This window comes from Burkholderia sp. BCC1993 (genome assembly GCF_905339865.1).
Lineage (GTDB): Bacteria > Pseudomonadota > Gammaproteobacteria > Burkholderiales > Burkholderiaceae > Burkholderia.
The window spans coordinates 1-14,361 of the sequence record NZ_CAJPGZ010000029.1; the positions used below are offsets into that span (position 1 = coordinate 1).

Sequence of the window (14,361 nt, forward strand, 5' to 3'; positions counted from 1 at the left end):
GAACGTGAACGGCGGGGCGATCGCGATCGGTCACCCGATCGGCGCGTCGGGCTGCCGGATCCTGGTGACGCTGCTGCACGAGATGGTCAAGCGCGATGCGAAGCGCGGGCTGGCGTCGCTGTGCATCGGCGGCGGGATGGGCGTCGCGCTCGCGGTCGAACGTCCGTAACCGGTCGTCCGTCACTGCCAAACCAATCCGGGCGCCGGCCGATCGCGGCTTCGGCCGGCGCCACGTGAAGTCAGAGGGGCCTCCGGCGGCTCTCAAAACCAAAAAATGGAGTGAGATTTATGTCTCAGCGAATTGCGTACGTAACGGGCGGGATGGGCGGCATCGGCACCAGCATCTGCCAGCGTCTGTTGAAAGACGGCTTCAAGGTGGTCGCGGGTTGCGGCCCGAACTCGCCGCGTCGGGTGAAGTGGCTCGAGGACCAGAAGGCGCTCGGCTACGATTTCATCGCGTCGGAAGGCAACGTCGGCGACTGGGACTCGACCAAGGCAGCGTTCGACAAGGTCAAGGCCGAAGTCGGCGAGATCGACGTGCTGGTCAATAACGCGGGCATTACGCGCGACGTCGTGTTCCGCAAGATGACGCATGAAGACTGGACGGCCGTGATCGACACCAACCTGACGAGCCTGTTCAACGTGACGAAGCAGGTGATCGACGGGATGGTCGAGCGCGGCTGGGGCCGGATCATCAACATTTCGTCGGTGAACGGCCAGAAGGGGCAGTTCGGCCAGACGAACTACTCGACCGCGAAGGCAGGCATCCACGGATTCACGATGTCGCTCGCGCAGGAAGTCGCCACGAAGGGCGTGACGGTCAACACTGTGTCGCCCGGCTACATCGGCACCGACATGGTGAAGGCGATCCGTCCGGACGTGCTCGAGAAGATCGTCGCGACGATTCCGGTGCGGCGTCTCGGTGCGCCGGAGGAAATCGGTTCGATCGTCGCGTGGCTCGCGTCGAACGATTCCGGCTTCTCGACCGGCGCCGACTTCTCGCTGAACGGCGGCCTGCACATGGGCTGAACGTCCGGGCTGCGCGGGCCGGTTCGTCCGCGCGGCCTGGCGTTTCCGAAGGCCCCCGCCTCCCGGATCCGGGAGGCGGGGATTTGTCACTTGCGCTACGCTGCACCCAAAGGCGTTACATGACTACTACAAAGAAAACGGCCGAGCGGCTCATCAAGAAGTACCCGAACCGCCGGCTCTACGATACCGAGACGAGCACGTACATCACGCTGACCGACGTCAAGCAGCTCGTGCTGGAACAGGAGGACTTCAAGGTCGTCGACGCGAAATCCAACGAAGACCTGACGCGCAGCATCCTGCTGCAGATCATCCTCGAGGAAGAGAGCGGCGGCGTGCCGATGTTCTCGTCGTCGATGCTGTCGCAGATCATCCGTTTCTACGGTCATGCGATGCAGGGCATGATGGGCACGTACCTGGAAAAGAACATCCAGGCGTTCATCGACATCCAGAACAAGCTCGCGGATCAATCGAAGAACCTGTACGAAGGCAACGCGATGAATCCCGAAGTCTGGTCGCAGTTCATGAACATGCAGGCGCCGATGATGCAAGGGATGATGACGAGCTACATCGAGCAGTCGAAGAACATGTTCGTGCAGATGCAGGAGCAGATGCAGAACCAGGCGAAGTCGATGTTCAGCACGTTCCCGTTCAAGCAGCCGGGCACGCCGGAGCCGGAAAAGAAGTAACGCTTGCGCGGCAGGCCGGCCGCGGCGGCACACGCCGCCGGACGGTCGGCGCCGCGACGTGCGGCGGTGTGATGCGGCCGGTCGCGTGCCCGGGCACGACGATGATTGGCGGCCCGCTGCCGCGAGATGTCGCCGACGGTCGTTCCTGATCGTCGGCACCGAATGCCTGTGCCCCTGCGCGGGGGACGGGCATGACCGTCGTCCGGTCGATCGAATTCCAGACATGCAGCGAAATACAACCGGGGCATGTCGCGCCTGATGGCGTGCGTGCCTGCGTGCCTGCGCGCTGGCGCGGGCGGCCGCCGGTGTGTCGGACGGCGCGACGACGCGCCGCCTCAATGCCGGCATAGCGCGCCGGCTTCGCTCAAAGCGCGCGATCGAAATCCTGTTGATCGTCCGCCGGCGGCAGGTCGAGCACGAGCTTCACCGCGCAGTAATTCGCCTTCAGCGAAAACACGCGGCCGATCACGAGGAACGTTTGCGGCGAATTCTCGAGTTCGACGAAATCGCCCGGTTGCGGGACGTGCGCGCCTTGGTCGTAGGAGAAACTGGTGCTGGTTTGCTCGCCGATGGCCTCTGCTGCGTGTTCGGTGAATTCGATCGTGATGTGGGTGGTCATGCGGGCCCCGTCGTGGATGGCGTGAAGCGGTTGGAGGTTCCGATTCTCGCATAATGGCGGGTCGCGTCCGGGGCGATTGTCGTGCGCCGGCGGTTGCGGATCGTGCTGACCCGCCGGGCAACGGCTCACCGGAATGCGCACTCGTCGAGGATTTCTCACGAGCGCTGCAGTGAACCTCCCGTTGGAGATGCGTGGCAGTGCGATGGCAGCGGCCCGGCCGAAGCCGGGCGCGGAACGAAGCGAGGCGGCGGTTATTTCTCTGCAATCGTGCCTGCTTCCACCAACGTCATCTTGTCGGGGTCCAGGTATGTGCGGATGGCGGTGTTGACCTGCTCGACGGTCAAGGCGCGGATGCGCTCGGGATAGGTGTCCAGGTCGCTCAGCGGGCGGTCCTGGAGCACCGTCTGGGTAATCATGGCGGCCATCTGCCCGGTGGTTTCCATGGAGACTTGATGGCGGCCGATCATGCCGTCCTTGCGTGCATTCAGTTCCGCCTGGGTAACACCCTGTTTCCACCAGGCATCCAGAATGCGGCGCGTGCTGGTGACGCCCTTGTCCAGCAGGGGCGGGGCGAAGCTGCTGGTGATGACGAATCCGCCGTCCATCAGGGAGAGTCCGGACAGGCCGGCACGGATGCCATAGGTGAGGCCCTCCTTGTCTCGGACCCCTGCCATCAACCGGCCGGTGAAGCCGTTGCCCAGGATGTTGACGGCCGCGCTGAGGGGCAGGTAGTCGGCATCGTTCGCGCGCAGGTCGATGGCCTGACCCAGCATCACGCTGATGGATGCCTTGTCCTTCATCGCGATTCGCTGCGTGTCGGCCTGGCTCGCCTTGGGGGGCGGACCGTGTCGCACGAGGGCCTTGCCACCGCTCCAGCCCGCGAAGGCCTCGGTCACCATGGATTGCAGGCGACCCGGGTCCGCTCCGCCCACTGTCACCAGCGTCATATGTGCCGGTCCGTAATAGGTTCGATGAAACGTCTTGATATCGTCCAGCGTGGCAGCGGCAATGGCCTCGAGCATTCGCTCGCGCGGCACCGGGGCATTGAGGTGCGCATCGGGGTAAATGGACCGATGCAGCGCCTCCGTGGCCCGGACCGACGGGTTTTCTCCGGCGTTATGGACCGCGGCCTCCAGCCGGGTCTTGGCCTTGGCCAGTTCCTCCGGCTTGAAGGCCGGCAGGCGCAACTGCTCGGCGATCAGGTCGATCAGCGTCGGCAAATCCTTGGTCAGGCATTGGCCGTGTATGCCGACGTAGCCTCCGTCGGACTGGATCGACAACTGCGCGCCCAGGCTGTCCAGCAGCGCGGAGATCGCCACCTTGTCGCGACGGGCGCTGCCTTCCTGCAGCAACATGCCGGTCAGCAGGGGCACGGCCGGATTGGCTGTCTTGCTGGCCGCGTCGGCGTCGCCCAGCGGCATTACGCCGGCTAGGGACACCATTTCATGCGGCGACATCGGATAGGTCAGCAGCGTGATGCTACCGGCCTGCGCGCGCACGATGCGGTCGGCGATGCCTGCCTGAGCCGCAACAGGCAGCCACATCACGGCAAGCCACACGAACCACGTCCGCAGATGGTTGAATCGAACCTGCTTCATGAAGATTGCTCCGGGACGAACCAGCCGGTAGTGCTCTGGTTTTCAATGAGGTACTTGCGGGCAACGCGCTGCACGTCGACGGGCGTCACCTTCTCCAGTTCTTCAAGCTCGGTGACGAACCGTGTCCAGTCGCCCAGCGAGACCGCTTTGCCCAATCGGGCGGACGTCAAGCTGACGCCGTCACGCTGGTAGATCTGATCGGCTCGGTAAGGCCCCAGCACCCGCTGGATATCCTCGCGAGTGACGCCCTCGGTCTTGATGCGCTCCAGTTCGGTCCAGGCGATTTTCTCGGCCTGCTCGTATTTCGCGTCGGGCGGCAGGCTGACCGTCACCACGAACGGACCGGGATCGCGCAGCGCATGGAAGCTGGCGCCGGCATGCGTGGCAACCTCGGTGTCAACCAGCGCGCGATACAGCGGGCTGCTCTTGCCCTGGCTCAATACCAGGCCCAGTACGGTCAGGGCCGCCGCATCGGGGTCAAGCGCGCGCGGCGCCTTGAAGGTGATGATCAGATTGCCTGTTGCGCCTGCGCGTTTGAGCACCAGCCTTCGCGGCCCCTGCTGCGGTGGTTCTTCGGTCGTGACAGCGGGGATGGCCTTGGGGGCGCGCGGGATGCCGCTGTAGTACTGCCTGACCCAGCCCAACGCCTGGTCCGGCCGAAAATCGCCGACCAGGATGACGACTGCGTTGTCCGGCCAGTAGTAGGTGTCGTAGAAACGGCGCAGCTTGTCCACGCTCACATGCTCGATGTCGCTACGCCAGCCAATGGTGGGATGGTGATAGGGGTGCGCCTGGTAAGCAGTGGCCATGACCTGCTGGAACAATGCGATGAAAGGGCGGTTCTCGCCCCGCTCGTACTCGTTGCGTACCACCGTCATCTCGCTGGCCAGATCTTCCGGGCGCAGCAGGAGGTTGCGCATGCGGTCGGCCTCGATGGCGATGTAGCGCTTCCAGCGCATTGCGCCCGAGCGTGCCGAAGTAGTTGGTGCGGTCCATCGAGGTGGTTGCGTTGAAGGTCGCGCCCACTCGCTCCATGTAGCTGTTCAGTGAATTGCCGAGCGCCTTGTTGTAGTGACGGCTGCCCTTGAACATCAGGTGCTCGAGCAGGTGGGTGTCGCCGGTCGTGCCGGCGGCTTCGTTGCGTGAACCCACTTGGTACAACACCTGGAAACTGACCACCGTCGCAGCGGGATCGGGCAGGGCAAGCACGGTGAGACCGTTGGCATCCAGACGGTATTCGTCGATACCGTCCAGCGAGCGGACGTGGGTAAAGCCCGCTACCTCGACGGGTTGGGCCATCGCCGTGCCTGCAATCAACAGGTACAGCGAGAGCCCGGTGCATATCAAACGTCGTACTGACATGGAACGTCCTTTCGTGTAGGCAGGATGAACGCGGAAGATCGGGCGCTGGCTCGGCGGTCAGTTGACCTGCCTGACCTGCCATGTGTCGAGCGCGGCGAACGTGAAGTTCTTCATATTTTCCGATGCACGTTGACCGATGGCGCGTTGCGGGGACATCGCTGCCGTGATGCGCCCGTTGACGGCCATACGCTGTTTGACCGTCGATGCGTCGCGACAGACGGCACGATCTCCGTTGAATGTGCAGATCACCTGAAAGCGATTGTCGGGCTTGGACTTCCTCGATGGCGCATCGCCCTGGGGCTTGCCGGCGATCAACGTAGGCAGGAGACCGTTGGACGCTGAAGCACCGGAGGAAAACCGGGGCTTGTCGCCGGTGCCCCGGTCGAGCGAGATGGCAATGGAGGCGCGATTGGGCAGCCTGTCGCACGCAAAGAGATTCGGGGGCCAACGGCCCGCGTTGACTCGGGCGGCATGCTGCCGTGCCGGTTCCGCGGTCGTGGGCGTGGCGGCCTCGGCGTTCATCGAGGCCGGTACGGCGACCAACAGCGCAAGTCGGCGCGCGAGCGCGCGCAAGGTGGTGACCTTCATTCGGCATCCCGTTCCAGGGTAAAGGGGATCGACGCGCGACCGCAATCGATATGCTCGTGCGGCCCGACGTCGTGACATCGACGGTAGCGCGGCCTTGTGGCGAGCTGGTGAGCCAAATTCGACCCCATGTGGCAATGCAGTCGGGGCAGGGCGACTCATGTGCGATGCTACTTCGCGCCCCATCATCGTGAAATGAGACGAGTTCGAATTTTTGGGGCAGAGCCGGCGTATTTCAGGGCAATCGCATGAAACGTTACAAACGGAGAACAGCAGCGCGGTAACCGTCGCTGGCGCCCGCTTTGAGCCGTCGGTTCTTGATGCCGGCCTTCGTCGTCGTATCCGCTTTGAGCAGGTTCAGGCAGATGCGACGCAGGATCGCAAAGTTCTGGGCGGCGTTGTTGACGCGAACCCTGCACTGGTCTTCGCCGAAGGCCATGTCCAGCACCCAGTGCATGCTGTTCTCGATACGCCAGTGCGCCCGCACGGCCTGCGCGATACGCGCTGCGTTGGGAGGCAGGCTCGACACGTAGTATCGCCGCTCGGTCGTCTTGGTATCGCCGCTTTCGCGAGTGGCCTCGATCATCACGATCGAACTCTTCCCGATCAAACCGCTACGACTTGACTGAAGTTTGGCTGAGAAACGCAGCTTGACCTCGCTTTCAAGCGCCCCGACGGTGTTCCATTGAGAAATGAGCGCCGGGATTTTTGCGTGAGCATCATGAGTTGCATCCACAAAGAGGAAGTCCATGCCCCTCGGGATTTTCACACCGTTTGCTTGAGCACGAACGCCGTACAGGCGTATGAACTCATCCAGATCGATGTCGGCGCGCAGGCTCGATAGCTGGCTACGAGCCGAACGGAATAGCACATCAGCATCTGGCACTGTTATGCCAATCGACGCTGAAAACAATATGCCATCCTTAACAACCTGCTGTTTTCAGGACGTATTTGATTGAGTTGCCCTCATCTGCCGGCCTCGCTCACGCCAACTGCATCGGCACCGGCCAGTCGTCCGGCCGGAGCAGGGCGTCCGTACCGCCGTCGAGCCAGATCACCGAGCCGCACATGAATCGGGACTCCGTTCCGAGCAAGAACGCGATGAGCGAGGCGACTTCTTCAGGTGTTCCCGGGCGGCCAACGGGAATCGGAAAGGCGTCAAGCTGACGTGCGATGTCGGGATCGGTACGACCTTCAGCCGCGAGTGCCGTCTCGATCAATCCCGGTGCAATCGCGTTTAATCGTATTCCGCTTCCGATCCAGTCCTTCCCTGGCGCCAAACGCCTGACAAGTCGGGCAATCGCGGCCTTTGTCGCGGGATAGGTCAATACTGGTCCGAACGTGTCGGCCAACGTGCAGGCGAGCGTTTCGTCCCCGGAGAGACACGCGGCGGCCAGGCTTTCGGGCCACCCGGGTTGGGCCGTAGACGAGTTGGAACTGATGACGACGACCGATGCATTTCCCGACGCCGCGAGAGCCGGCCTCAGTCCGGACAGCAGAACGGCCGTGCCGAAGTAATTGATCGCGGCGACTTCCGCGCCACGACGATGCGGGAAGCCGCCGACCCCGGCACAGGTCACCAGGCCATCCAGGCGACCGTCCGAAAGCGCGTTGATGCGTTCGATGGCGAACTGTCGACCCGGCTCGGAACCCAGGTCGCAGACAACATCGGCCTGATGACGGTCGACGGTGATGACTCGATGCCCTTCACCGGCCAGGCGCGCCTGCGTAGCCGCTCCGATGCCGGAAGCGGTTCCCGTCACTGCAATCGTACCCATCTGCTTACCCTCCGATGTGTGTCCATCTTTACTCAGGAACGTGCGGTGGAGGTCTGCAACTCCAGCGAACATGACTGGCCGACATCCAGCACGCGCATGGCTCTGCCAGCACCAACCCACAGCGCACAGCAAATGCCGAGATCGACGATCTCGGCATCTTCGAATGCCATGCGCAGACGCATCCAAAAATCATCATCCGCGCTCAGTGCAAGGTGATCGAGCGCAAAGCGCTCGGCAAACTCGATGGCCAATCGCTCGCGCTCGCTATAGCCAGACCAGCTCCGCCAGTCGACAACATGCGCGTACAGCGCCTCGTCCACGCCATTGGCTTGGCCTTGCGCGTCGCGCGCGTTACGGCACAACTGACACTGGTTGGCCTCCGCGATCCTCATACGTGCCGCTTCGCGCACCCGCATCGGTAGTCGGCTGCTGCCATACACCGCCTGGCTCAGGGCATTGAGTCCGCCGGCGAGCGCAGGTTGCAGTTCCATCCAGCTTTGGGGATCGTCAGCGACATCAAGTCGTGGCATATCAGCGTCCTCTCAGGTGAGATCAAGGCAGTGTTGTCATCTCGCAGACTGCCTGATTCGATCTCCCCGAACCTCACTCAAACGGACTGCTTCGGCGCTCCGTCGGTGTTTCCGTCGACACTGGCCACTCGCGTTCCGGGTTTCAACGAAAGCCCCGGGGCGCCGGACGGACTCCAGTGGGAATAAGAAGGCCACCTTCAGACCGATCTGCTATTGAAGCGGGTGAAGCCTGAGTCGTCGATACTCAGCTCCACAACGATGCGAGCGTTGACCGTGACGTTCTTGCGCACAGCTCAGCCGCTATGGCGATCCAGCCAGGCGCAGTCGAGCCCGATACTGCAGCCGGCGAAGTCATTGTCACCGGGCCGCGAACGTGGCTAATTTGCACGCTCTGTAGTCCTGCGCAATATCGTGCATGTCGTAACCCTTATCGGCACCGAGCGTCTTGGCATGACGACTCGGCACGCAGTCGTGCGGCGCAACCGATTTTCGCGTTCGGCGAAACCGTCGGCGCGGCTGACCACGGCGCTGATCATCAAGTCCGAGGGGGCGCCATCTAGATGTGCTCTCGAAAAAAAGATGGCTCCGCTTTGCCTCCGCTTGCGGAAAAGGCGTGCATCCGAATCGGTACGCGATTCGTGCGTGTCGTTGCTGTGCCACTTGCCTTTCCCGTCGGGGCCGACATGGGGGCGTCGACAGTCCCACGGTGGAACCCAGGCCCGGCAGCAAGGACGTTGAAATCGAGTATGGGTACGTGTAGTATCGTAATTGGAAATTCAGCGTGGCGTATCGCCATTGATCATATAAATCAAAGAACGGAGACTTTAATGAATCCACGGACGAGAAGTCTGGTGCAAACTGGGCTGATTGCATCCGGTGCTCTGCTGGCTATGGCGGTGTGGGCCGGAACTCCCCCTGAGGCGCTGAAGGCACTCGACTCGACGCTTACGCCGATCGGCGCGCAGAGGGCGGGGACGAGCGATGGCAGTATTCCGGCCTGGTCGGGAAAATGGCTGGGAGCGCCGCCGACGGTCAAATATCAGCCGGGCGACCGGTATCCAGACCCTTATGCCGACGAGAAACCTCTGTTCGTCATCACAGCGCAAAACGTGGCACAGCATGCGGCCAGGCTGTCCGATGGCCAGCAGGCGATGTTCGAGAAGTATCCGGACTCGTTCAAGATCCCGGTTTATTCGAGTCACCGTGATTTCCGTCGTTCCGACGCGGTCTATAAAGACATCAGGACGTATGCGCCTAATGTGGAGATGATCGGCGCGGGCAACGGCCTTAAGGGCGCCGGCCCGACAGTCCCGTTCCCGATGCCGAAATCCGGGCTCGAATTGTTGTGGAACCTCAAATACGCAGAGACGATTCAGTCGGAGAAGTCGATCTTCGATCAGGCGGTCGTCTACCCGGACGGCAACATTGCGCGCGGCAAGGTCAAGTACGATATCTGGTCGCCGAGGTCTGCGATCCCGTTTGACCCGAAATCCGAGCTCGTCACTCGAACCTATTACCGGTTGGCAACGGAACTGCCTTTGAATGAGCGCGGCACGATCATGGTCGGCTACGCGGTTTACAACAGCCCGGAAGCAATCACCACCCGGGCCTGGATGTACAGTCCCGGCACGCGACGCGTTCGCCAGGCGCCGGAATACGGCTATGACCAGCCGCAAGGTCCAGGCGGATTTCGTACCGTCGACGACGACCATTTGTTCAACGGCTCTCCGGAACGCTACCAGTGGCGTATCGTCGGCAAGCGCGAGATCTACGTCCCGTACCACAACTACCGGATGCTGGCGTCCTCGCTCAAGTATGGCGACTTTCTGACCAAGAATCATGCCGATCCGACCAACATGCGCTACGAGTTGCATCGTGTATGGGTGCTCGAAGCGACACTGAAGCCCGGATTCCGTCACCTTTACGCGAAGCGGTTGATTTATCTCGACGAGGACTCCTGGGTTGGACTGCTCTCCGATAACTATGACAGTCGCGGCGAGCTGTGGCGCACGAATATCCAGACGAACGTCTACGCCTATGACGCGCAGACCTTCTATCCGACAGCGGTTTTCTATCACGACCTGATTTCCGGCGCTTATCTGGGGGACCGTCTGACGAACGCTGGACCCATGGTGGTGCTCAACCGCAATCCGGACTTCAATGAAGCGTACTTCGCGCCGGATGCGGCCAGAGGATCCGGCCTCTGATGCGTACTGTGCGGTTGCGCTTTGTCGAAGCGAGTCGGAGCGCAGTACCGGCCGGCGTATTCCGCTGCAGGGCAACGAGACAACCCCATGAATCGTGACGACGTAACCGCTGCCTATGAAATCTGGCAGGCGCATGGCCGATATGCCCGCGCGCTCGACAAGCGTAACTGGTCCGCGCTGGATACCGTGTTCGACCGCGACGTACGCGCCGACTACAACGAAGGCGAGTTCGAGATCCACGGACGTTCCGCACTGGTTGGCATGATCCGCTCCCACCTTGATGGCTGCGGCCCAACCCGGCACCTGCTCGGCGCGCTGAATGTCGATGTCGACGACGACGTCGCGCAAAGCCGGATCCATGTGCATGCGGCTCATCGCGGTCTCGGTGACAACGCGCATCTCGTCTACGAAGTATTCGGCGAGTATGTGGCGCAATGGAAACGTACGTCCGATGGCTGGCGGGCAATTCATTGGGCACTGCACGTCAGCCTGGAAACCGCTACTCGCGAGGTGCTCGGGGCACGCTAAGGAGACCTTGTTCCAAGGACACCAGGACCACTCGAATGAATCCAGCCGACGTACGCCTGACGCAAAGGGTAGGCGTTGCCGACCGAGTTGAAATCTCTTTAGGTGCCGATAGTTTCGAAAAAGCGATGGATACATCGCCATTGAAGTATTTTCCTTCAGGGGAGCGGTATGGACTTCCGATACAGCGACGCAGAGCAGGCTTTCATCCGGGACGTACGGGTATTTCTTTCCACAGAGGCGCAGCGTGCAGACGCCGACGAAATCATGGCGCCGGATCGCGAAGCAGATTCGATGCTGGCCGACAGTGCCGAGCGGCGTGCGTTCAATAAACGCCTGTCCGAGCGCGGATTTCTCGGCATTGCTTGGCCGCACGCGTATGGGGGGCAGGCAAAACCGGGGATTTATGACTATCTGGTCAATGAAGAGCTGGCGGCGCGCGGTGCGCCGCTGATCGGCAAGGGCGTAGGCTGTATCGGCAAGACGCTGATTCGTCACGGCTCGGAAAAACTCCAGCAAGAGTTTCTGCCGCAGATTCTCCGTGCCGATATCGAATTTGCACTCGGGTACTCGGAACCGGGAGCGGGTTCCGATCTCGCGTCGCTCACACTGAAGGCCGAGCAGGACGGCGACTACTGGATCCTGAACGGGCAAAAAACCTGGACGACATCCGCGCATTTCGCCGACTGGTACTGGGTGGCGGCGCGCAGCGACCCCAGCCTGCCCAAGCACAAAGGCATCAGCGTGTTTTTGGTGCCGATGAATCATCCGGGACTCACCATCCACCCGATCGAAACGATGGGTGACCACCGCACCAACCAGGTATTCTTCGACGATGTGCGGGTGCACAAGGATTACCTGGTGGGGGAGGTCAACGGCGGCTGGATATACATCTGCGAAGCGCTGGATTTCGAGCGATTCACGTTGTTCACCGTCAGCCCGCTACTGAAGAAATTCGAAGCACTGCTGAGCACGATTAAAACCACGCAGCGCGACGGACGGCCGCTCAGCGACGATCCGGTCGTGCGCCGCGAGATCGCGCGCTTGGCCACCGATGTCGAGACCGCGAAAATGTTGCAACGGCGCGTGCTCGCTGCTGCCTGCAAAGGTGGCGTGCCGGCTGTCGAAGCCGCCATGTGCAAACTGTACAGCACCGAGTTGGGGCAACGCCTGGCAGATTTCGCGCTCGATACGCTGGGGGCGGAAGCGCTCTTGCGAAACGGTGCGGACGGGGCCATCGCGGAAGGCAAATGGGAGCATTCTTATCGCGCCACGGTGGTCGATACGATAGGCGGCGGTTCGTCCGAGGTGCAGAAGAACATCATTGCACGGCGCGGTCTCGAACTACCTTTGGTCAATTAGGATAACCAATGGACTCTGATCTTCCTGGAGAAATCTTGGCATGGATCGGCCAAGTGGTTGTGGTTGAGGACGCCGACATCGCAGTAGAACGGGTGCTCATTGAGAATTTTTGCACTGCGGTGGAGGACGGCAATCCGTTGTACTGGGATGCGGATTGTGCCGCGGCCGCGGTCGGAACCATTATTGCGCCGCCGGCGATGTTGTCGGCATGGACTCGGCCACACGAATGGTCACCCACCGGCGGGACCATGGCTCGTCGCCCCCTTGAATTGCATTTCCGATTAAAGGACACGCTGGGCCTGCCCAAAGCCGTGGTCGTCGACAGCGAAGTTTGCTACTACGAGCCGGTGCGTCCCGGGGATCGGGTTCGTGCCGAACAGGTGCTCGACGAGGTGGGGCCACTGCAGGAAAACCGTCTGGGACACGGCCGCAAATGGACGATCAGTATTTTTTATTATCGTGCTGAGCGCGTCATGCTCGGACATGAGCGGTTGTGCTTTTTTGCTTATGGAGCCGTTCCATGAGGCAGCGTTTCGGAGATTGCGTGTCGGTGGGTGAAGCGGTTGCGCCATTGTTGATCACCATCACCGCCAAGCGCATCATCATGGGCGCTGCGGCGAGTCGCGACTGGCAACCGCAGCACCATGATGATGTGGCTGCGACCACGCAGATGAATTTGCCCGGAATTATCCTGAACACGCCGACACAGGCAGGCTGGTTGAGCAAATACGTCACGAATTGGAGCGGGCCGAACGGGCGCATCGGCCGCATGCGTTTTCGTATGGCGCGGCCGATTTGTCCAGGCGATGAGGTCGCTTTGCGCGGACGCGTGTCCGGTGCGCGCAGGGCGGCAGAAGGCTGGTGGTGGCTGCAGCTTGATTTGGCGATGGAGTGTCGCCAGGTGATTGTCACTGAGGCGGCAGCATTGCTGGCCTTACCGGACGCCAATGGAGAGTCGCCGTGGCGTGCGACTGGCCCGCTCTGGCAGCCGCCGGCGTGGCTTACCTGATTCTTCGTCGCGACTGCGTTCCGCGGGGCAACTATAATGAAGCTTCCTGGAACACCAATGAGCGATGTTGCCGCCGTGAGCCCTATACCAAAACGTGCCAGCCCTGGCCGCCCGCGCAGCATGGAGGCTGAGCGCGCCATTCTTGATGTGACCATGGAATTGCTGGCAACTGAGGGCTACCGCTTGTTGACGCTAGACAAGGTTGCCTCGCTGGCACGCGTGAGCAAGTCGACGATGTACCGGCGCTGGCCTTCGAAGGAACACCTGGTGATTGCCGCGTTCGACCAGTCGCCGCCCTTGGTGCCAAAAGGCAAGGGCAAGGTGTTGGACGAAGTGTTGGATATCCTCTCGCAATTTGTCGACATCATGCACAGTACGCCGCTGGCCGGCGTGTTGCCGACGCTGGTGGGCGAGCGCGCGCACAATCACGCGCTGGCGCAGGCGCTTGATCCCGTGATCGAACGCCGACGGGCACCGATCAAGGAGATTCTGAAGCGCGCGATCGACAAGGGCGAGTTGCCCAAAAGCATCGATATGGAACTGGCGGTCGATGCGATCATGGGGCCGATTCTGCTGCGCTTGTTTTTTCTGCAGGGTGATCTGAGCAAGAAGACCATGCGCGATTTGCTGAAAGTCGTGCTGCGTGGCTTGGGTGCCGCAGTCTGATTGCACTCCACCGGGCCATGCCTGCCGGCTTCTTCCAGTAAAGCCACTGTCTCGACGTCCCCCCTCATCGGCCAAGTGAGGGATTCTCTACGACGCATCCCTCGATGCATGGCACGCAATTCACGCCTGCATACCTCGTAACGCCCGCCTGATTGATTCAGGCCCAGTGTTGCACGTCTGCTCAATTCCCCCAAACACACGACATGACGCTTGCTGCGGAACATGCGTTTGCTCGCCTTTTCGCGCTCGAAGACCAAGCGTAAACCCGACCGCCTTGACGCATGACACGCCGCAGAGCCTTTGCTGGCGTCGTTTCCTCGGACGGCCATGGTTCGTCCGTCGCAATTATGGGTTGACGTCTATTTAAGGTACTCATAGTATCGTTATTAACGAGCCAGGAGCTAC

Annotated in this window: 16 protein-coding genes and 2 pseudogenes; 9 read left to right on the plus strand and 9 right to left on the minus strand. The window is 61.5% G+C overall.

The features are described 5' to 3' along the window. The 3 genes and pseudogenes from U4Y91_RS34460 to phaR form a co-directional block, all read left to right on the plus strand. Positions 1–169, plus strand: a pseudogene (locus U4Y91_RS34460) (acetyl-CoA C-acetyltransferase); the annotation flags it as partial. Positions 170–288: 119 nt separating this feature from the next. Continuing rightward, positions 289–1,029, plus strand: a complete 741-nt coding sequence (locus tag U4Y91_RS34465; protein WP_321808822.1) for a 3-ketoacyl-ACP reductase — start codon at positions 289–291, stop codon at positions 1,027–1,029. 119 nt (positions 1,030–1,148) lie between these two features. Next, the gene (gene phaR, locus U4Y91_RS34470) at positions 1,149–1,715 is read left to right on the plus strand and encodes a polyhydroxyalkanoate synthesis repressor PhaR (protein WP_006478701.1); all 567 of its coding nucleotides are present in this window, start codon (positions 1,149–1,151) and stop codon (positions 1,713–1,715) included. A 364-nt stretch (positions 1,716–2,079) separates the two neighbouring features. On the opposite strand, the gene U4Y91_RS34475 is transcribed toward phaR, so the two are convergent. From U4Y91_RS34475 to U4Y91_RS34515, 9 genes and pseudogenes are all read right to left on the minus strand, one after another. Further along, complete coding sequence (locus U4Y91_RS34475) at positions 2,080–2,334, minus strand: hypothetical protein (protein ID WP_321808823.1); 255 nt, start codon at positions 2,332–2,334, stop codon at positions 2,080–2,082. Between the two features lie 251 nt (positions 2,335–2,585). After that, positions 2,586–3,932, minus strand: coding sequence for a pitrilysin family protein (locus tag U4Y91_RS34480; RefSeq protein ID WP_321808824.1), 1,347 nt, complete (start codon positions 3,930–3,932; stop codon positions 2,586–2,588). Beyond that, positions 3,929–4,741: a pitrilysin family protein gene (locus U4Y91_RS34485; RefSeq protein ID WP_321808875.1), complete on the minus strand. Its 813-nt coding sequence runs from the start codon at positions 4,739–4,741 to the stop codon at positions 3,929–3,931. Before U4Y91_RS34485 ends, U4Y91_RS34480 begins: the two co-directional genes overlap by 4 nt. Then, positions 4,686–5,294 (minus strand): M16 family metallopeptidase, encoded by a 609-nt coding sequence (locus U4Y91_RS34490; protein WP_321808825.1) that lies wholly within the window; start codon positions 5,292–5,294, stop codon positions 4,686–4,688. Before U4Y91_RS34490 ends, U4Y91_RS34485 begins: the two co-directional genes overlap by 56 nt. Before the next feature lie 57 nt (positions 5,295–5,351). Further along, entirely contained in the window at positions 5,352–5,882 is a 531-nt protein-coding gene (locus U4Y91_RS34495; protein ID WP_321808826.1) for a hypothetical protein, read from the minus strand. Between the two features lie 253 nt (positions 5,883–6,135). Beyond that, complete coding sequence (locus U4Y91_RS34500) at positions 6,136–6,792, minus strand: ISAs1 family transposase (protein ID WP_415750527.1); 657 nt, start codon at positions 6,790–6,792, stop codon at positions 6,136–6,138. Positions 6,793–6,862: 70 nt separating this feature from the next. Further along, on the minus strand, positions 6,863–7,657 hold the full coding sequence (locus U4Y91_RS34505; RefSeq protein WP_321808827.1) for an SDR family oxidoreductase: 795 nt from the start codon (positions 7,655–7,657) through the stop codon (positions 6,863–6,865). A gap of 32 nt (positions 7,658–7,689) precedes the next feature. Further along, entirely contained in the window at positions 7,690–8,148 is a 459-nt protein-coding gene (locus tag U4Y91_RS34510; protein ID WP_321808828.1) for a carboxymuconolactone decarboxylase family protein, read from the minus strand. Positions 8,149–8,547: 399 nt separating this feature from the next. After that, positions 8,548–8,873, minus strand: a pseudogene (locus U4Y91_RS34515) (IS5/IS1182 family transposase); the annotation flags it as partial. A 141-nt stretch (positions 8,874–9,014) separates the two neighbouring features. Between U4Y91_RS34515 and U4Y91_RS34520 the strand changes: the two are divergent. The 6 genes from U4Y91_RS34520 (at position 9,015) to U4Y91_RS34545 (ending at position 13,956) form a co-directional block, all read left to right on the plus strand. Continuing rightward, entirely contained in the window at positions 9,015–10,394 is a 1,380-nt protein-coding gene (locus U4Y91_RS34520) for a DUF1329 domain-containing protein (protein WP_321808829.1), read from the plus strand. Positions 10,395–10,481: 87 nt separating this feature from the next. Beyond that, the gene (locus U4Y91_RS34525) at positions 10,482–10,922 is read left to right on the plus strand and encodes a nuclear transport factor 2 family protein (RefSeq protein ID WP_321808830.1); all 441 of its coding nucleotides are present in this window, start codon (positions 10,482–10,484) and stop codon (positions 10,920–10,922) included. A 168-nt stretch (positions 10,923–11,090) separates the two neighbouring features. After that, positions 11,091–12,281, plus strand: coding sequence for an acyl-CoA dehydrogenase family protein (locus U4Y91_RS34530; protein ID WP_321808831.1), 1,191 nt, complete (start codon positions 11,091–11,093; stop codon positions 12,279–12,281). A gap of 8 nt (positions 12,282–12,289) precedes the next feature. Beyond that, complete coding sequence (locus U4Y91_RS34535; RefSeq protein WP_321808832.1) at positions 12,290–12,805, plus strand: FAS1-like dehydratase domain-containing protein; 516 nt, start codon at positions 12,290–12,292, stop codon at positions 12,803–12,805. Next, positions 12,802–13,290: a MaoC/PaaZ C-terminal domain-containing protein gene (locus U4Y91_RS34540; protein WP_321808833.1), complete on the plus strand. Its 489-nt coding sequence runs from the start codon at positions 12,802–12,804 to the stop codon at positions 13,288–13,290. The genes U4Y91_RS34535 and U4Y91_RS34540 overlap by 4 nt, the downstream gene beginning before the upstream one ends. 57 nt (positions 13,291–13,347) lie before the next feature. Then, positions 13,348–13,956, plus strand: a complete 609-nt coding sequence (locus tag U4Y91_RS34545; protein WP_321808834.1) for a TetR/AcrR family transcriptional regulator — start codon at positions 13,348–13,350, stop codon at positions 13,954–13,956. Positions 13,957–14,361 lie beyond the last annotated feature (405 nt).